Origin of the sequence: Streptomyces sp. NPDC052052, from assembly GCF_040680455.1 — a bacterium.
GTDB lineage: Bacteria > Actinomycetota > Actinomycetes > Streptomycetales > Streptomycetaceae > Streptomyces.
On the sequence record NZ_JBFAWU010000010.1, the window covers coordinates 232735 to 251009 of the forward strand.

The window sequence follows — 18275 nt, forward strand, 5'->3', positions numbered from 1 at the left end:
CTCGTGCGCTCCCCCGCTTGCGCGGGGACACGTGTGCGCGCGGGCGCGCGCGTGCGCACAGGGACATGGGTATGCAGGGAGAGAAGCCCCCCGCCCGTCCCCCACCACAGACCGGCTCGGGGCACATCTCGAGGACGGGCGGATCCGGGAAAACCAGCCGATCGGCGCACTCAGCGAGCGGCACCTCGTCAGCCGTCACAGGCTGAACCGCAGAGCGCAGTCCGGGCCGGCGGACTGCCGCGGACCCGAGGCGCCTCTATGCACAAGTCCCGCCACCGGATACGCAGTCGCCGTCACCCGATCGCGCTCGGGTCGGCAACAGCCCTGGTGATAGCGGCGACGGCCACGGCCAGCGACACTCTCCCGATACCCAGCAGGGCCTCGGCCGGCCCGACGGCCGCGGCCCAGGCGGCAGGGCTCGCCCCGTGCCGGATCACGGCAACCATGGGCGTGCAGATGTCGGAGGGACTTCCGACCTCGAAGAACTACGCCCGCTCCACGGGCAAGGTCCGCGCCCTCAACCTGATGATCGACTTCCCGGACGCCCCGGGCACCGAACCGGCGATGGACCGGTACGCCGAGTTCTTCCCGCAGACCACCAAGTGGTTCCGGACGGCGTCGTACGGACGGCTCACCTACGTCCCCGACGCCCCCGTGAAGTCCTGGCTGCGGATGCCACTGCCGTTCTCCGAGTACGGGATCGACCGCGGATCGCCGTACGAGCCGGGCTACCGCCAGCTCGTCCAGGACATCGTCGCCGCCGCTGATCCGAAGGTCGACTTCAGCAAGTACGACCTGTTCAACATCCTGGTCACACCGAACGCCGGGCCCTCCGCCCTGGACACCGTCCTGTCCGTGACGTTCTCCGGCAACGACGACGCCCCGCACGCGGACGGGGTGGCCCTCACCAACGCGTCCTTCATCTACAGCCGCCAGGACGACGGCTCGGGGTCGTTCGAAAAGACCGGGTACCGCGTCCTGCCGCACGAGAACGGTCACATCTTCGGCCTGCCCGACCTCTACACCCCGGACGGCGGCGGCTCGGTCGGGCACTGGGACATCATGTCCGAGGACTGGGGCGCCAACAACGACCTGCTGGGCTGGCACAAGTGGAAGCTCGGCTGGCTCGACAACAAACAGGTCAGCTGCGCCGCGAAGTCCGGCACCAGCGAGCATGTCCTTGCGCCACTGGCCACCAAGGGCGGCGCGAAGCTCGCGTTCATACCGCTGAGCAGCGAGTCCGGTTACGCGGTGGAGGTCCGGACCCGGGCGGGCAACGACCAGGCGGTCTGCCGGCCCGGCGTGCTGATCTACAAGGTGAAATCGGACGTCGACACGGGCCAGGGGCCGGTGTCGGTGATGGACAGCACCAAGAAGAGCAGCGGCTGCACCGATCTGCCCAACGTCCACACCGAACTCTCCGACGCCCCGTACCAGCCCGGCGAGACCTTCACCGACCGGACCCACGGGATACGCATATCCGTGACCGACAAGGACGGCAAGGGGAACTACCACGTCCGGATCACTCGCCCCTGACGGCCTCGATCGCCCGCGGCCGGCGGTGGCCGGGCGCAGGTGAGCCATCTGCCAGGGCATCATCGAAGTGGTCCGTCAACACCCTGACGAGAAGCGGACGTTGAAGACCTTCGCCGTCTCGCCTTCCTGCGTGAGTTCCGTATGCGCCCCAGGGATCCCGGAAGAAGGCGTGCGACGTCGAATGCCGCGTGATCATCCGGCCCACCGGGTCCGCCTCATGACCGGCCCCGATTTCGGCGTTCCGATCACCGAGTGGCAGCGTGCCGCCCTACGCCGGTTCGTCGCCGGGTGACGCCGGGCCGGGCTCCTGCGCGTCCGTTGTTGTCGCCGCTCTTGTCTCGTTCTCTGCGCCGGTCAGCCGAGCTTGTCGACCGCCTGGTAGTACGTCCAGGCGGTCGCGTCGCACGAGGTCTTCTTCAGGCCGGAGTAGGTGGCGCAGACCCGCTGGAGATCCGCGTAGAAGGCGCTGTCCAGACGGGCCTTGTTGGCGTCGAACGTCCCGGCCGCCGTGTAGTTGCGGTAGCCGAAGTCGTGGCGCACACACGCGTTGGCGAAGGGGAAGCCGAACGGGTTGTCCGGCGAGGTGGTGCAGTAGTCGGTGGACCAGTCGAAGCCATAGGCGCTCCACGCACCCTGATTCGCACGGGCGGCGAAGAACGCGTCGTAGGCGGCGGAGCTGGTCTGGGTCCAGCTGCTGAGCACGGCGCCCTTGTCCGCGGGAGCGGCGGTCGCCGAGGCGGCGGGCAGGACGGCGACGGCCACGGCCGCGACGGCAACGGCGGTCAGTCGGGCGAAGGGACGGCGGCGCATGGGCTCTCCTCCGGGTCTGGCCCGGTGGGTGGTCCACCGGGGCCTGGGCAGCCTGCGCCGGAGGCCTACACCGCTCCCATGCCGCCTCTATGTCGCCCCGTGCACCGGTCTCTCGCTCATGCCCTGAGGTAGGCGAGGACGGCGAGGACCCGGCGGTGCGTCTCGTCCGCCTGTGGCAGGTCGAGCTTGGTGAGGATGCTGCTGATGTGCTTGCCGACGGCCGCCTCGGACACCACCAGTTCGCGGGCGATCGCCCCGTTCGACTTGCCCTCCGCGATCAGCGCGAGGACCTCGCGTTCGCGCGGGGTGAGCCGCTCCAGCGGGTCGCGGCGGCGGCGCAGCAGCTGGCGCACCACCTCGGGGTCGACCACGGTGCCCCCGTCGGCGACCTCGCACAGGGCGTCCACGAACTCCTCGACCTGGCCGACCCGGTCCTTGAGCAGATAGCCGACGCCCGAGCCGTCCCCGGAGTCGAGCAGCTCCGCCGCGTAGGTCCGCTGCACGTACTGGCTCAGGACGAGCACCGGCAGCGCGGGCCGCTTCTCGCGCAGCCGGACGGCCGCGTGCAGCCCCTCGTCCTGGAATCCGGGCGGCATCCGCACATCGGTGACGACGATGTCCGGCACGTGCTCCTCGACCGCGGCGATCAGTGCCGGGGCGTCCCCCACGGCGGCGACCACCTCGTGGCCGAGGCGGCCGAGCAGGCCGATGAGCCCTTCGCGCAACAGCACGCTGTCCTCGGCCAGGACTACCCGCAGCGATCGGCCGGATCGGTCAACTCGCAAGGAAACTCCACCCTCAGCTCGGTCGGTCCGCCGGGCGGACTGGACAGGGAGAGTCTGCCATCGAGAACCGACACCCGGTCCGCGAGTCCGGTCAGTCCGCTGCCGCCCCGCACGTCCGCACCGCCGCGCCCGTCGTCGCGCACCCGCAGGGCGAGACGGCCGTCGGACCAGCCGCCGGACACCTGCGCGCGGTCCGCCCCGCTGTGCTTGGCGACATTGGCGAGCGCCTCGCACACCACGAAGTACGCGGCCGCCTCCACCGACTGGGAGAACCGTCCGGGCAGGTCGAGGTCGACGTCGACGGGGACCGGCGAGCGGTCGGCGGCGTCGCTGACGGCGGCCTCGAGACCGTAGTCGGCGAGCACCTTGGGGTGGATGCCGTGGATCAGTTCCCGCAGCTCCGCCAGGGCCTTGCCGGCCTCGTCGTGGGCGCGGGCGAGCTGGTCGGCGAGGGCCCCTTCGGGGGCGTCGAGGCGGGCCAGGCCGAGGGTCATCGTCAGGGCGACCAGGCGTTGTTGGGCGCCGTCGTGCAGATCGCGCTCGATGCGCCGGCGCTCCGCCTCGAAGGCGTCCACCAACCGGACGCGCGAGCGGCTCAGTTCCACCACCTTGACGCCCAGGTCACCGTCACGCGGGGCGATCAGCAGGCGGGTCAGCTCGGCGCGGGCGCCGGCCGCCGTCCCCAGCACGTACGCGCCCAGGGCCAGCAGCACGACGCCCAGCACGGCGAAGCCGAACGCGGACGGCCAGGTGGTGACCGTCCACTGCTTGAGCACCTTGGCCTCCTCGCCGCCGCCCACCGTCGCCATCATCACCGGGGTGGCGACCACGGAGAGCGGGAAGAGCAGGGCCACGGTGACCGCGAGCGCGTCGACCGGCCACAACAGGCCCGCGAACAGCAGCGCGTAGCCCAGCTCCCGCCAGGTCGCCTGCTCGCGCAGCCGCGTCGTCAGCCAGGCCCACAGCCCCTCGGCGCCGGGCGCCTGGTGCTGCGGCGGGGCCGGGTCCAGGTCGACCAGGCCGAGCCGGCGGCGCTCGGCCCAGGCCACCGGCAGACCCGCGAGCGCCGTCAGCACGAGCAGCGGCAGCCCCACGAGGACCACGGCGAGCGCCCCGCCCAGGACCGCGGTGGTCACGATCCCCACCAGGGCGACGACTCCGGCCAGGGCTCCGCTGAGGAGGTAGACGGCGCTGCGCCAGGGCCAGGCGGAGCGCAGATAACCGGGCCGGGACATGGCCTGCCACACATTGCGAGGGTGCATGGCAGCACGGTAGGAGTCCGCTCCCCCCGCAGGCCAGGGGGGCAGATGCCGGATGCGGGGTAGGGCCGGCCCTACCCCCGCGGGCCCGCGCCCCGGGGTTACGGGTGGCCCCGTGCAGGCTCTTGCCACCGCAAGCTGCTGCCAAATTGAACGCGTAATTCCGCCAACGCCGGGCGCAAACATGACGGAAGAACGACGCTTCGGCGTTTCGCACCGGTCGCGCCGCCACCCGGCGGTGACGGCCGCACCAGGTGGGGGTTCACACATGGAATTCCGGCTTCTCGGGCCTGTGGAGGCGAGAGACGGGGCACGGCGCGTGGCGCTGTCGGGCTCCAAGGTGCACACCGTACTGGCCGCGCTGCTGCTCGCCCGTGGGCGTGTGGTCAGCGACGGGCGGCTGAGTGAACTGCTGTGGGGCTGGGACCCGCCGGCGACGATGAACGCCCAGATATACACGTACATCTCGCGGCTGCGGAAACTCCTCGGCCCCCATGCCGACCTGGTCCGCAGGCCGCCCGGGTACCAACTGGTCGTCTTCGACGCACGGGTGGACGCGGTGGAGTTCGAGCGCCTGCACGAACAGGGCGTCACGGCACTGCGCGAGGGGCGGCTCCCCAGGGCGTCAGGACTGCTGCGCGAGGCCCTCGCACTGTGGCGGGGCCCGGCCCTGTCCAACGTCTCGCCGCATCTCGCCGAGGCCGAGCTGCCGCAGCTGGAGGAGGCGCACACGAGCTGCCTGGAGCACCGCATCGAGGCGGACCTCATGCTGGGGCGTCATCAGCAGCTGGTCTCCGAACTGACCGGTCTGGTCACCGAATGGCCGGTACGCGAACGGCTGCGCGCCCAGCTGATGACCGCCCTGTACCGCTGCGGACGGCAGGCCGACGCGCTGCGCCTGTTCCACGAGGGCCGCGCCATCCTCGCCGAGGAGCTGGGCGTGGACCCCGGCCCCGACCTGGTGGCCGCCTATCAGGACGTGCTGACCGGCGCGCCGAAGCCGCCGGTGCGCCTGTTCGCTGCCCCGGCACCCGCGGCCCGGCCCTTCACGCTGCCGCCCGCGCTCGCCGACTTCACCGCGCGGCAGGCCGAGTTCGACGAGCTGTGCGCGGCACTGGCGCCGCCCGCGGACGGGGCGCGCGGCACGTTCCGGCCACGGCGGATGCTGATCACCGGGATGGCGGGGATCGGCAAGACCGCCCTGGCCGTACAGGCCGCGCACGCCATGGCGGGCGAGTTCCCCGACGGACTGCTGTACGCGCCGCTGCGGCAGGAGGACGGCAGGCCCCAGGACGTGGCCGTCGTCCTCGCCCGGCTGTTGCGGGCGCTCGGGGCCGCGGACGAGGTGCGCGACGGCGGTGACCGCCTCGAAGACCTGATCCGTGCCTACCGGACCCGGACGGCGGGCCGCCGGGTGCTCATCGTGCTGGACGGTGCGGTGAACGAGCTCCATCTGGACGCGCTGCTGCCGTCCACGACCGACGCCGCCGTGCTCGTCACCAGCCGCAGCAGGCTGAACGCGGTGCCCGGCTCACACACCGTGGCGCTCGCTCCCCTCGACGGCGCCGAGTCGCTGGCCCTGCTCGCGTCCGTCGCCGGCCGACAGCTCGTCGAACGGAACCCGCAGGCAGCCGAGTTGATCGTCGGAGCGTGCGCCGGGCTGCCGCTGGCACTGCGGGCCGCGGCCGCCCGGCTCAGCGCCCGGCCGCACTGGCCCGCGTCCCGGCTGGCCGGGCGGCTCGCCGACCCCGCCCTTCGGCTGGCCGAACTGGCCACCGGCGGTCTCGACACCGGCGCCCGTCTGGACGCCGCGCTGCGCCAGCGTCCCGGCGACGAGCGGGAGACGGCCCGGCGCCTCGCCCCGCTGAAGCGGGAGCCGTTCACCGCGCGGGACGCCGCCGAGGAGCTCGGGGTCGCGGAGGACGCCGCCGAGGAGCTCCTGGAGCGGATGGTCGAGGGCGCGGTCCTGACCATGCCGGGTATCGACACCCAGGGCCGACCCCGTTACCGCTTCCACGCGTTGATGCGGCTGGCAGCATGCGGCCACGGGGCGTGCGTGCCCGCACCCCACTGATCCGGGAGAGCCGGCCCGAGGGGCAGAGGTATGCCTGGCCCTACCCGAAGTCTCGATCCTGCCGCACTGCGCCGGGGCACCGCCGGACGGTTTCCTGGAACCACCGCGAAAACGAAGGGTGGCGGCGTCCCGATGACAGGTTGGCTCGCAGAACACGTGCTGGCACACGGCGCCTTCGGCATCCTCGGCGCCGTACTGCTGCTCCCCGCGCTCGAGGCCGCCGTGCCGGTGTTCGGCGCCCTGATGCCCGGCCAGACGGCCGTGGTGGCGGGCGGCATGCTGGCCTGGCAAGGCCACGTCACCGTCGAGGCGACCCTGCTGACCGCGGTGGCCGGCGTCGTCCTCGGCAATCTGGCCGGCTACTTCCTCGGCCGGCGCTGGCAGGCCCGGCTGCTCTCCCCCGCGGGCGGCGCACGGCGTCGCCGCCTCACCGAGCGGGCCCTCGGGCTGATCGCGCGGCGCGGTGCCCACGCGGTCCTCATCGGGCGCTTCATCGCCGTGCTGCGCACCGTCGTCCCCACGCTGTGCGGGGCCACCCGGATGCCGCTGCGGCGCTATCTGCTGTGGTCGGCGGTGAGCGGCGCCCTGTGGGCGCCCACCTTCGTCCTCATCGGCTACGTGATGGGCCCGGTCGGACCCGGATGAGGCGGGTGCGCCCAGGGCTCGCCGCAGGCAGCTGCCACGGCAACCACCTGCCACACGCCACGCCCGGTCAACGGCCGTGCACGCCCGGACAATGGTCCGTGGCGCCGTTTCCGAACTCCTTCCGGCCCTGACCGGGAGGACCAACCTCCGACGAGTTGGGACTCATGAACAACGACGCGATCCAGTTGCGTTCCGTCAGCAGGCGATACGGGGCCGGTGACAGTGCCGTGACGGCGCTCGACCAGGTGTCGCTCTCCTTTCCCCGGGCCACGTTCACCGCGGTGATGGGCCCGTCCGGGTCGGGCAAGTCGACCCTGCTGCAGTGCGCCGCCGGGCTCGACCGGCCGACGTCCGGATCGGTCACCGTGGGCGACACCGAACTGACGCGGCTCAGCGAGACCAAGCTGACCCTGCTGCGCAGGGAGCGCATCGGATTCGTCTTCCAGGCGTTCAACCTGATGCCGTCGCTGACCGCCGAGCAGAACGTGGCGCTGCCGCTCAAGCTGGCCGGCAAGCGGGTGCCCACGTCGCACGTCCGGCAGGTCCTGGAGCAGGTCGGGCTCGGTGGGCGCGCCGGTCACCGGCCCAGCGAGATGTCCGGCGGCCAGCAGCAGCGCGTCGCCCTGGCCCGCGCCCTGGTCACCCGCCCCGAGGTGCTGTTCGGCGACGAACCGACCGGCGCCCTGGACTCGCAGACCAGCCGCGAGGTGCTCGCCCTGCTGCGTTCCATGGTCGACCGCGAGGGCCAGACGATCATCATGGTCACCCACGACCCGGTGGCCGCCGCCTACGCCGACCGCGTCGTGTTCCTCGTCGACGGCCGCGTCAACGGAGAGCTGGTCGGGGCGAGCGCCGACGACATCGCCGCCCGGATGACGAAGCTGGAGGGTGTGCCGTGCTGAGCGTCGCCCTGCGCACCCTGCGCACCCGCTGGGTCACCTTCGTCGGCAGCTTCGTCGCGCTCTCGCTGGGCGTGGCCCTGCTCGCCGTGATGGGCCTGGCGCTCGCCTCCTCGCTGGACGCACCCGAGCGGCCGCCGGAGCGGTTCGCCGCGGCGCCGGTCGTCGTCCAGGGGCAGGACACCCTGCATGTGGCGACGTCGATCGGCGACCGTACCCAGAAGCTCACCGAGCCGCGGCCGGTGCCCGAGGCGGCCCTCGCGAAGCTGGCGGAGCTCGGCCGGGTCGTCGCCGACCGCTCGTTCGCCGTACGTGCGAAGGGCGGACCCGACGGTCTCGTGGGGCACCCGTGGTCCACCGCCGCGTTCGCCCCGTACGAGCTCTCCGCGGGGCGCGCGCCGCGCACCGGCGCCGAGGTCGTCGTCACCGGGGACTGGGCACGGCCCGGCGAGAAGCTGCGCACCGACCGGGGCCCGGTGACCGTCGTCGGCACCCTCACCCCGCGCGGGTTCGAGGACGCCGTCTTCTACGCCGACGAACGCGCCGCCGAACTGGCGCCGACCAGTACCCAGTTGGTGGTGGACGCGGACGCACAGGCGGTGCGCGGGGCGGTGGCCGACAGCGCGGGTGTCACCGTGCTCACCGGGGCCGACCGCCGTCGCGCCGACGCCGACCCGGACCGCGACAGCGAGGCGCTCACCGCGATGAACGCCATGTTCGGCACCGCGGGCGGTGTCACCGCCTTCGTGTCGGTGTTCGTGGTGGCCTCCACCTTCGCCTTCGCGGTCGCCCAGCGGCGCCGGGAGTTCGGGCTGCTGCGCACCGCGGGCGCCACGCCCGGTCAGATCCGCCGGATGGTGATCGCGGAGGCGCTGCTGGTCGGCGTCCTCGCGTCGGCGGCCGGCTGTGTGCTCGGTGCGTATGGGGCCCCGTACCTCGCCTCGTGGGTGGTGGACGGTGATCTCGCGCCGCGCTGGTTCGCCATCGGCGACTACACCTGGCCGTACCACATGGCGTTCTGGACAGGGCTGCTCGTCGCGCTGCTCGGGGTGGTCGCCGCGTCCTGGCGGGCCGGCCGCACCGGTCCCACCCAGGCGCTGCGCGAGGCGTCGGTGGACAGCAAGGCGATGACCTGGGGCCGCTGGCTGTTCGGGGCGGGCCTGCTGCTGACCGCGGTGGTGACGCTGGGCCTGGCGCTGGCCGGTGATCCGGGCGATCTGCTGCACCGCAAGACGTACGTCAGCCGGCCGATGCTGCTGATCACGGCGGTGGCGCTGCTCACCCCGGTCCTGGTGCGCCCGCTGACCCGGCTGATCGCCTGGCTGCCCGCCCAACTCCCGGGCGCGACCGGCATGCTGGTGCGGGAGAACGCGGCCGCCGGGGTCCGCAGGACCGCCGCGATCGCGGCGCCCGTCCTGGTCACGGTCGCCCTCACGGGCTCCCTGCTGGGGGCGACGGCCACCCTCAACGAGGCCAGAGCCACCGAGACGCGTGAGCAGACCGCGGCCGACTTCGTGGTCCGTCCCGCCGGGGACGCCGGGTTCGCCGCGGCGACGGTGGCGCGGCTGAAGGCGGTCGAGGGGGCGACGGTGTCGGCGACCTCGGCCAGTGCCGTGTACGTCCTCGAGGAGGGCGTCGCCCTGATCAAGTCGGAGGCCCGCGCGGCGCAGGCGGGCCCGCTCGCCGAAACGGCCCGGCTGCCGCTGGTCGCCGGGAAGGTCGCCGACCTCGACGACGACTCGATCATCGTCAACGAGGAGTGGGCGCAGCACACCGTCGGCCGGCATGTCGAGGTGTGGCTCGGCGACGGCACGAAGAAGTCGTTGCGCATCGCCGCCGTCATGGCCGTCGGCACCGGCAACAACGGTGTCTACGTCACCCCGGCCAACGCGCCCCGGGCGCCCGTGGACCGCGTGGACGTCTCGGTCGCCGACGGGGCCGACGCCGCCGCGGTGGCCGCGGGTCTGCGGGCGGCGGTGGGCGCCGCGGTCGGCCAGGTGTTCACCAAGGACCAGTGGGTGGAGGCGAGTTACCCGGAGACGAACCGGACCACCCGGTACGGGTTCTTGCTGGTGCTCGGCATCGCTCTGCTCTACACCGGGATCTCGCTGGCCAACACGATGGTGATGGCGACGTCCGACCGGGTGCGCGACCTGGCCGTGCTGCGGCTGGCCGGGGCCACCCGGTGGCAGGTGCTGCGGCTGGTCGGCGCCGAGGCGCTGATGGTCGTGGCGGTCGGCGGGGTGCTCGGGCTGCTGGTCGCCGGGCTGAATCTGGCCGGGATGTGGGGCGCGCTCGGCCTGCAGTCGGTGTGGAGCCCGGTGGAGCTGCCGTGGGCGGAGATCGGTGGGGCGGTCGCGGCGTGCGCGGTGCTCGCCGTGGTGTTCTCCGTGGCACCCGCCTCGCTGGCGATGCGCCGCCGGGCCGTGGAGCTGGCCGGGGTCAAGGAGTGAAGCGCAGGAAGCGAGTGGCCCGAGTGGCCCTGTGACGGGCGCCGGCCGGGCGTCCCCCGTACCGGCCGGCGCCATCTCTCTCCCCCGCGGGTCGTCCCCGGCCGCGCGGCGGCACAGAGGCCGGGCACCCCTGGAGCGGGGTGCCCGGCCTTCTGCGGTGCCTGGGGCGTGCTCAGGCGGCGGGGTCGTGCGGCTCCGCCATCGCGACGGCTATCCTGCGCGGTCCGGTGAACGGCTCGCGGCCGTGCGCGGCCAGCATGTTGTCGACGATCAGGACGTCGTCGCGCTGCCAGTCGAAGCGGGTGGTCACCGAGCGGTAGGCGGCGCGCAGATGGGCGACCGTCTCGTCGGGGATGCGCCCGCCGTCGCCGAAGTAGGTGTTCGTGGGCAGGTCCTCGTCGTCGAAGATCTCCCGCAGCCCCTCCTGCACCTCCGGTGCCAGCGACGTGACGTGCCAGAAGGTGGCGTGGTTGAACCACACACGCTCGCCCGAGCCGGGATGGGTGTGCGTCACGGGCCGGGTCGTGGTCGTCCGCAGACCGCCGTCGGCCCGCCACTGGGCGGCGATGCCCTTGTCCCGGCAGTACGCGACGACGGCGTCCCGGTCGGTGGTGTTGAACGCCTCCTGCCACGGCACCCCGAAGTCCGCGTGGAAGTTGCGCACCACGCGCCAGCCACCGCGCCGCTCGAACTCCTCACGCACCGCCGGGTCGATCGCCCGGTACACCTCGCGGATGTCGGCGAGCGGCGTCGCCCCCTGGGTCAGGGCGGGCTCGATGCAGTAGAAGTACAGGGTCCGCGGCCAGACGGCCTGGTAGGAGTTCTCGTTGTGCAGGAAGATCTCCTCGTCGGCCGGGTAGTCGGTCGACGTGTAGACCTGGCCCTTGATCGTGGAGCGCGGCGAGGAGCGCTCGGCGTAGGTCAGCGGGCCGCTGCCGGAGAAGCCGCGGACCACCTCGTCGAAGCCGTCGACGCCGCCCACGTCGAAGCCGCGCAGCAGGACGGCACCCCGTTCGCCGAGGACCGTGCGGAGCTTGTCGCGGTGCTCGCGCAGCCACGCGTGGACGGATGTGCCCGGCTGGGCGGTGTACTCGATGGCGGTCATGGGGCCACTGCCTCTCTGGTCCTGTCGGCGCTGTCGAGGTCCTCGTAGTGGCGGTGGACGACCGGGCCGGTGGCACCCGCCTCGCGGGCCAGCGCCGCGAAGACGCCGTCGACCGTCGGCAGATCCTCCACCAGCCAGGTGTCGGGTCCGGTCGGCTCCTGGTGGGTGACCAGTACCGGGCCGTCCTCGGCCGGCCGTACGTCGACCTCGCTGAGGTCGGTGATGATGCCGACGCCGATCGCCTTGACCACCGCCTCCTTACGGGTCCAGCAGCGGAAGAAGGCGTGGGCGCGTTCGGTGCCGGAGGCGCCCATCACGTGGGCGAGTTCGGAGGCGCTCAGGACGAGCCGGGAGGCGCCCGCCACGTCCAGGGTGCGGTCGTCCTCCATGTCGACGCCCACCTGCCGGCCGACGACCGCGGCGAGCAGCCAGTGCGGGCCGGTACGGGAGAGGTTGAAGTCCAGGTCGGTGGGCGGCCAGTCGATACGCGGCCGGCCGTGCCGGGGATGGGCGCAGCGGGGGCAGGGCCGGCGGCCGAGCACCAGCTCGCGCGGCGGCACGTCCAGGTAGCCGGCGAGCACCCGGCGCACCGCCGTGTGCGCGGCCGCGTACCGGGCGGCTGCCGGGCCGGGCAGCCGCCGGACCGTTGCCCGTTCGTCGTCCGACAGCAGCTCGACGGCGTCGGCGGTCAGGGTGTCCGGGGCCCGGCCGCGCCAGATGTGGACCACGGCATGGTCTCTGAGCTCTTCGTATGCGGCGGTCATCGCCTCAGTCCGTTCGTCGGTGTTCGTCGGTGGTGCACAGGTGCGCCCGGGGCGCGGGACGGGTCAGTCCGACATCGCGACGAGAACGCGGCGGTCGCCGGTGAACGGGCGCCGGCCGTGCGCGAGCAGCACGTTGTCGATCACCAGGAGGTCGCCGGTCCGCCAGTCGACGTCGACGGCGTGCTCCAGGCCGCGGTCGCGGATCTGCGCGACGTACTCGGCGGGGATGGGGCTGCCGTCGGCGAAGGTGACGTTCTGCGGCAGCTCGTCCTCGGGCAGGATCTGCGCGAGGGCGGACGCGGTGTCGTCGCCGAGGCCGGCCGGGTGCCACTGGTCGGCCTGGTTGAACCAGACCTCCGCCCCGGTGACCGGGTGCCGGGTGGTGGCAGGACGGATCGAGGTGACCCGGATGCCTCCGTCGGCCTTCCACTCCCACTGTGCGCCGGTCGGTCCGAGGAACGCCTCGACGTCCTCGCGGCTGGTGGTCTCGAAGGTGTCCTGCCAGCTCTTGCCGAGGCCGTAGCCGTCGTGCAGGTTCTGCAGGTAGCGCACACCGCCCGCGAAGGCCTCGCGGACCTCGGCGTCCAGGGAGTTCAGCCACAGTTCGGCGTCGACGACGGGGGTGGCGCCGCCGCTGCCGGGCTGGATCTGGCAGTAGAAGGCGAGGCGGGCCGGCCAGGCGTGGGCGTAGCTCATCTCGTTGTGCATCGAGATGGTGAACTCCTGCGGGTACTCCGTGGAGGTGTAGACGTTGCTGCCGACCTTGGTGCGCGGGGAGTTGCCGTGGACGTAGGCGAGACGGTTGGGGAGCAGCAGGTCGAGGATCTCGTCCAGCCGCTCGGGGGTGACGCCGAAGCCGCGGAAGACCAGCCCCTTCTCCTGGACCAGCAGCCGGGCCAGCTCCTCGCCGCCCATCTCCTGAAGCCGGGCGATGAGTTCGTCCTCGCCTCCGACGCCCTCGGCCTCGAGGTCCAGCGGTGTCCAGATGGTGTCCGGGTTCGTCATGGGGTCATGCCTCCAGATCCTTGGTGAGGTCGGCGACCAGTTCGGCCTCACGCTCGGCGAGGTAGAAGTGGTCGCCCGGATAGGTGCGCAGCGCGAAGTCGCCGGCGCGGGTCAGCTCGGACCAGGCCAGGACGGCCTCGCGGTCGCAGCCGGGGTCGTCGGTGCCGAGGAACGCGGTGATGGGGGCGCGGGTCGGCCGGGTCGGCGACGCGGGCCGGTAGTCCTCGATGAGCCGGTAGTCGGCGCGCAGCGTGGGCAGCAGCAGCTCGCGCAGCTCCGGGATGTCGAAGACCTCCGAACCGTAGGAGCCCAACCGGCGTACGCCTGCGACGAGTTCGTCGTCGTCGCGCAGATGCAGGCCGGTGCGGCGGACCCGGTGCGGGGCCGCGCGGGCCGACACGAGCAGGCGCCGCGGCACCACCGAGTGCCGCTCCTCCAGGCGCAGCGCCGTCTCGTAGGCGACGGCCGAGCCCATGCTGTGCCCGAACAGCGCCACCGGCCGGTCGAGGAGCGGCACCAGCGCGGCCGTCACGGCGTCGGCGAGGGAGGCCATGTCGGTCGCGCAGGGCTCGGCGAGCCGCTCCTGCCGGCCCGGGTAGCGCACGGCGACCAGTTCGATGTCGGCGGGCAGGTGCAGCGGCCAGGTGTGGAACAGCTGCGCGTTGCCGCCCGCGTGCGGGAAGCAGACGAGGCGCAGCCGGGGGGTGCTGCGCCCGGCCGTGGCGTGGCGGCGCAGCCAGGGGTTCTCGCCCGTCGCCCGCTCAGCCGTGCGGGTGGGGTGGGTTGCCGTCATCGGCGATCTCTCCCTTCAGGTCCGGTGCCAGGGCGGCGAGTACGGCGAGCACGGCCATCGCGGCGGCGATGGCGTGGACGGTGGCCAGGGCCCCCCAGGCGGCGAGCAGCAGGCCGCCCGCGAAGGAGCCGAGCGCGTTGGTGCCGGAGCCGACGACGCCGGCCGCGGCGGCGACCCGGCCCTGGAGGGCGTCGGGGGTGGTGCGCACCTGGTAGACGGCGGCGGCGACGTTGAAGACGGCGCCGACGAATCCGGTGCCCGCGTACAGCGCGCCCAGGGCCACCGGGTCACCGGTCAGGCCCATGGCGCCGATCAGAGCCGCCCAGGCGACGGCTCCGGCGATGAGCAGCGTGCGCTGACGGCGGATCCGGCGCTGGACGCGACCGCCCGCGAGCGCCCCGCACAGACCGCCGACGCCACCGATGCCGACGACCACGGCGAGGGTCTGCGAGGGCAGTCCCGCCTCCTTGATCCGCAGCACCAGGGCGAGCGCCAGCATCTGGAACAGCACGTTGGTCGCGGCGACATAGCCGAACGCCGCCCGCAGGAACCGCTGCCGCCACAGCCACCGCAGGCCCTCGCCGACCTCGCTCGCCAGACGTGCCGCCCGGCGCTGCGCCGCCACCGTTCCGGTGCCGGACCGCTCCTCCTGGAACGGCTTGCGGATCAGCAGCAGGCTCGCCGCCGACAGCACGTACGCCACCGCCGCGAAGGCGAAGGGCAGGGCGCGGCCTGCCGACTGGAGCAGCACGCCGACCGGCTGGCCGACGAGCCCGGCGCCCCGGCCCCGCGCCTCGTTCTGGGCGAGCGCGGCGGGGAGTTGGGCGGCGGGGACGAGGTTGCGCACGGCGCCGCGCTCGGCGAGCCGGTAGAACACCGCGAGGGATGCCTCGGTGAACGCCGCGGCCGCCAGGTGCGCCACCGCCAGCCGGCCCGTGGCGAGCGCCAGTGCCACACTGCCCACCGCGAGGACCCGGCCCGTCTCGCAGGCCAGCATCAGCCGGCGGCGGTCCCACCGGTCCACGACGGCGCCGGCCGGCAACTGCACGAGCAGCAGCGGCAGCAGGGCCGCCGTGGCGACCACGGACATGGCCAGTGGCGATCCGGTGTGCCAGAGCACGATCAGCGGATAGGCGACCGAGGTCACCCGCGCGGCAAGGAACGACAGGCTCGCCCCCGACCACAACAGCAGGAATTCGCGGTTGCGGCGCAGCGGCGGGGCGGCGGCCGGGGTCGCCCCGGCCGCCTCGGTCACGGTCATGGCCTGCACCACTCCAGGACCGCCATCGCGCTGTGCATCTTGTTCTCGGCCTGGTCGAAGGCGATGCTCGCGGGCCCGTCCAGGACCTCGGCGGTGACCTCGTCGCCGCGGTGCGCGGGCAGGTCGTGCAGGAAGACGGCCTTGGGGCTGTCCTCCCACAGCGCCGCCGTCACCTGGAACGGCGCGAACACGGTCCGCCAGTCGGGGTCGGGCTTGGAGGTGCCGGTGGTCTGCCAGCGGGTGGTGTAGACGGCGTCGAGGTCGGCCGGCAGGTCCGCCATGTCGTGCCGCTCCCGGAAGAGCGACCCGTGGCGGGCGGCCTGGGCCGCGGCCCGCTCGCGGTAGGCGGACGCGAGGCCGTACCCGGGCGGGGTGCGCAACTCCAGCTCGGTGCCGGGGAACCGGGTCAGGGCCAGGGCCAGCGCCGACGCGGTGTTGTTGCCCTCGCCGACGTACAGCACCCGCAGGCCGTCGATCCGGCCGAACCGGCGGCGCAGCGTGGTCAGGTCGGTGAGCGCCTGGGTGGGGTGCTCGTCGGCGCTCATCGCGTTGACGACCGCCATCCGGTCCTGGGTCGCCCAGGCGCGCATCTCGGCGGGGTCGCCCGCGGTCCGCGCGACCAGGACGTCGAGCATCCGCGACATCACCCGGCCGGTGTCCTCGCTGGTCTCCCCCGTGTTGAGCTGGAGGTCACCAGGTCCGTACGCGATGAGCCGGCCGCCCAGGCGCAGCGCGCCGCTGGAGAACGCGGTGCGGGTGCGGGTGGAGGTCTTGCTGAAGTAGATGCCGACGACGTCCCCCTCCAGCGGGGCCACCCGGCCCGCCGCGCCGGCCGAGAACTCGGCGCCGCGTGCGACGAGGGCGTACAGGTCGTTGTCGGTGAGGTCGTCGATCGAGATCAGATGCCGTACGCGTGCCACGGGGTCCTCCTGACGGGGCGGGGGCGGGCGGGGTGACGGGGGCCGCGGGTCATGGCCGCTCCTCGTCGGTGACGACCGGCGCAAGGACGGCCGGGAGGTCGGCGGAGCCGTCGGCCCGGCGCCAGTCCTGCGAGAGCCGGCTGCGCCCGAACCCGCTGTCGGTGCGGCCCAGTTCGGCGGTCAGGTGCTTGACGACGGCCTTGCCGGAGTCGGCGTTGGTCAGGGCGACGAAGCCGGTACCGCCGTGCAGCCGGCTGATCGCCATGTTCCAGTAGCCGGCCGGCTCGCCACCGTGGCCGAACTCCAGGTCCTCACCGCTGTCGTCGACGATCGTGCCGAGGCCGTAGAACGTGCCGGTCTCGCCCGCCAGCAGCTCTCGGGCCGTGGCCTGCGGGAGCAGTGCGCCCGGGGCGCCGAGCAGTGCGTCACGGACGGCGACGGTGAACCGGGCGGCATCGGCCGCCGTCGTCCACAGCCCCGCCGCGGCGAGGTGGGCTCGCCTGCGCCAACCACCCTTGAGAGCAGCGCCGTTGGCGTCGTGCCCGTGGGCGACGGGCAGTCCCGCGACGAGCGGGTGGTCCTGGTCGAAACTGGTGTCCGCCATACCCAGCGGGTCGAGGACCAGGCGCCGCATCAGCGCCTCGAAGCCTTCCCCGGTCACGTCCTCCAGGACCTGCTGGAGCACCCAGTAGTGGGTGCTGCTCTTGCGGAACACCTCACCGGGAGGCAGCTCGCGGCGCACCTTCGGCGTGGTCACCGGGGGCCGTCCGGCCAGCAGGTCGAGCAGGCTCGGCAGCGGTTCGCCGGGCCGGAAGCCCACGCTGCGGTGCCGGGCGAGGCCCGCGCGGTGCCCCAGCAACTGCCGTACGGTGACCTGGCCTTGGACCTGCGGGTCGTCGTCGAGCGTCCAGGACCTCAGATACGTCGCGATGTCGGCGTCCAGATCGATGACCTGCTCGTCGCACAGGCGCAGGACGGCGAACGCGGTCAGGTGCTTGCTGAGGGACCCGGCCTGGAACAGCGTCCGCGGGGTCACCGCCTCGTCGCCGCCCGCGGCCAGCACACCGTGCCCGGTGACGGAGACGACCTCGCCGTCGCGCAGCACCGCGAGGGCGACGCCGGGCACGTGGTGGTCGGCCATGACGGCGTCGATGCCCTCGACGACCGGCGCGTCCGGGCCGGCGGGTGCCGCGGGTGCGAGCAGCGCGGCGGCCTCGGCGGCCGCCTCACCGCCCGCGCCGGCGAGCAGCCGGGACAGCAGCTCGGCGGGGACCTCGACGGTGCCGGACGGGGCCGGCGGCGCCGGTGCCTCCTCGACGGCGGGGGTCTCCTCGCGGGCGGCCGCCGCGTCCTCGTCCACGGCCGCCGCCAGGTCGATCAGTGTGTCGTGCTGGTACATCCGGTAGACCGACACCGCCAGACCGGCCGCGCGGGCCGCCGCAAGGACCTTGATCATCAGCAGCGAGTGGCCGCCGAGGTCGTGGAAGCGGTCGTGGACGCCGATCTGCTCGACGCCGAGCACCTCGCTCCAGATCGCCGCGAGGGCCTTCTCCGTGGGGGTGCGCGGCGGCACATGGTCGGCGCCGGTCAGCAGGTCGGCCCGGTCGGGGGCGGGCAGGGCGCGCCGGTCGACCTTGCCGTTGGCGTTGAGCGGCAGGGCGTCCAGGGCGATGAACGCCGCGGGCACCATGTACTCCGGCAGGTGCAGGGCGCAGTGTGCGGCCAGTTCCTCCGGGGTGGCGTCCGCGCCGGCCCAGTGGGCGATCAGGCGGCGGTCGCCGGGCACGGGTTCGTGCACGGAGACGTACGCCTCGCGGACGGCGGGGTGGCGGGTGAGCACGGTCTGGATCTCGCCCAGCTCGACCCGGTATCCGCGGATCTTGACCTGGTCGTCGATCCGCCCGAGGAACTCCACGTTCCCGTCGGCGAGTTGACGCACCAGGTCGCCGGTGCGGTAGAGGCGGGC

At 73.3% G+C, this 18275-nt stretch carries 15 protein-coding genes; 5 read left to right on the forward strand and 10 right to left on the reverse strand.

Features of this window, described 5'->3' with window-relative positions; genetic code table 11:
- The first annotated feature begins 258 nt into the window (after nucleotides 1-258).
- Complete coding sequence (locus AB0L71_RS14910; RefSeq protein ID WP_365242445.1) at nucleotides 259-1536, forward strand: M6 family metalloprotease domain-containing protein; 1278 nt, start codon at nucleotides 259-261, stop codon at nucleotides 1534-1536.
- Nucleotides 1537-1890: 354 nt separating this feature from the next.
- On the opposite strand, the gene AB0L71_RS14915 is transcribed toward AB0L71_RS14910, so the two are convergent.
- From AB0L71_RS14915 to AB0L71_RS14925, 3 genes are all read right to left on the reverse strand, one after another.
- Nucleotides 1891-2346 carry a phospholipase gene (locus tag AB0L71_RS14915; protein WP_365242447.1) on the reverse strand — a complete coding sequence of 152 codons (456 nt, stop codon included), beginning with the start codon at nucleotides 2344-2346 and terminating at the stop codon, nucleotides 1891-1893.
- Between the two features lie 116 nt (nucleotides 2347-2462).
- Nucleotides 2463-3131 (reverse strand): response regulator transcription factor, encoded by a 669-nt coding sequence (locus AB0L71_RS14920; protein ID WP_365242449.1) that lies wholly within the window; start codon nucleotides 3129-3131, stop codon nucleotides 2463-2465.
- Nucleotides 3095-4366, reverse strand: coding sequence for a sensor domain-containing protein (locus AB0L71_RS14925; protein ID WP_365242507.1), 1272 nt, complete (start codon nucleotides 4364-4366; stop codon nucleotides 3095-3097). Before AB0L71_RS14925 ends, AB0L71_RS14920 begins: the two co-directional genes overlap by 37 nt.
- A gap of 292 nt (nucleotides 4367-4658) precedes the next feature.
- Between AB0L71_RS14925 and AB0L71_RS14930 the strand changes: the two genes are divergently transcribed.
- The 4 genes from AB0L71_RS14930 to AB0L71_RS14945 all read left to right on the forward strand — a co-directional run bounded on the left by AB0L71_RS14930 (nucleotide 4659) and on the right by AB0L71_RS14945 (nucleotide 10461).
- Nucleotides 4659-6464, forward strand: a complete 1806-nt coding sequence (locus AB0L71_RS14930) for a BTAD domain-containing putative transcriptional regulator (protein WP_365242451.1) — start codon at nucleotides 4659-4661, stop codon at nucleotides 6462-6464.
- A gap of 132 nt (nucleotides 6465-6596) precedes the next feature.
- The gene (locus AB0L71_RS14935; protein WP_365242453.1) at nucleotides 6597-7109 is read left to right on the forward strand and encodes a DedA family protein; all 513 of its coding nucleotides are present in this window, start codon (nucleotides 6597-6599) and stop codon (nucleotides 7107-7109) included.
- Nucleotides 7110-7273: 164 nt separating this feature from the next.
- The gene (locus AB0L71_RS14940; RefSeq protein ID WP_365242455.1) at nucleotides 7274-8011 is read left to right on the forward strand and encodes an ABC transporter ATP-binding protein; all 738 of its coding nucleotides are present in this window, start codon (nucleotides 7274-7276) and stop codon (nucleotides 8009-8011) included.
- Nucleotides 8005-10461, forward strand: a complete 2457-nt coding sequence (locus AB0L71_RS14945) for an FtsX-like permease family protein (protein ID WP_365242457.1) — start codon at nucleotides 8005-8007, stop codon at nucleotides 10459-10461. Before AB0L71_RS14940 ends, AB0L71_RS14945 begins: the two co-directional genes overlap by 7 nt.
- Nucleotides 10462-10633: 172 nt before the next feature.
- On the opposite strand, the gene AB0L71_RS14950 is transcribed toward AB0L71_RS14945, so the two are convergent.
- The 7 genes from AB0L71_RS14950 to AB0L71_RS14980 form a co-directional block, all read right to left on the reverse strand.
- A complete protein-coding gene (locus tag AB0L71_RS14950; protein WP_365242459.1) occupies nucleotides 10634-11566 on the reverse strand; it encodes a TauD/TfdA family dioxygenase in 933 nt (310 codons plus the stop codon).
- Nucleotides 11563-12330: a 4'-phosphopantetheinyl transferase superfamily protein gene (locus AB0L71_RS14955; protein WP_365242461.1), complete on the reverse strand. Its 768-nt coding sequence runs from the start codon at nucleotides 12328-12330 to the stop codon at nucleotides 11563-11565. Before AB0L71_RS14955 ends, AB0L71_RS14950 begins: the two co-directional genes overlap by 4 nt.
- Before the next feature lie 63 nt (nucleotides 12331-12393).
- Nucleotides 12394-13335 (reverse strand): TauD/TfdA family dioxygenase, encoded by a 942-nt coding sequence (locus tag AB0L71_RS14960; protein ID WP_365242463.1) that lies wholly within the window; start codon nucleotides 13333-13335, stop codon nucleotides 12394-12396.
- 4 nt (nucleotides 13336-13339) lie between these two features.
- Complete coding sequence (locus tag AB0L71_RS14965) at nucleotides 13340-14128, reverse strand: alpha/beta fold hydrolase (protein WP_365242465.1); 789 nt, start codon at nucleotides 14126-14128, stop codon at nucleotides 13340-13342.
- Nucleotides 14097-15389 carry an MFS transporter gene (locus AB0L71_RS14970; protein WP_365242467.1) on the reverse strand — a complete coding sequence of 431 codons (1293 nt, stop codon included), beginning with the start codon at nucleotides 15387-15389 and terminating at the stop codon, nucleotides 14097-14099. Before AB0L71_RS14970 ends, AB0L71_RS14965 begins: the two co-directional genes overlap by 32 nt.
- On the reverse strand, nucleotides 15386-16309 hold the full coding sequence (locus AB0L71_RS14975; protein ID WP_365242469.1) for an ornithine carbamoyltransferase: 924 nt from the start codon (nucleotides 16307-16309) through the stop codon (nucleotides 15386-15388). The genes AB0L71_RS14970 and AB0L71_RS14975 overlap by 4 nt, the downstream gene beginning before the upstream one ends.
- 49 nt (nucleotides 16310-16358) lie before the next feature.
- The coding region (locus AB0L71_RS14980; RefSeq protein WP_365242471.1) for a serine hydrolase at nucleotides 16359-18275 on the reverse strand (1917 nt) is incomplete at its 5' end.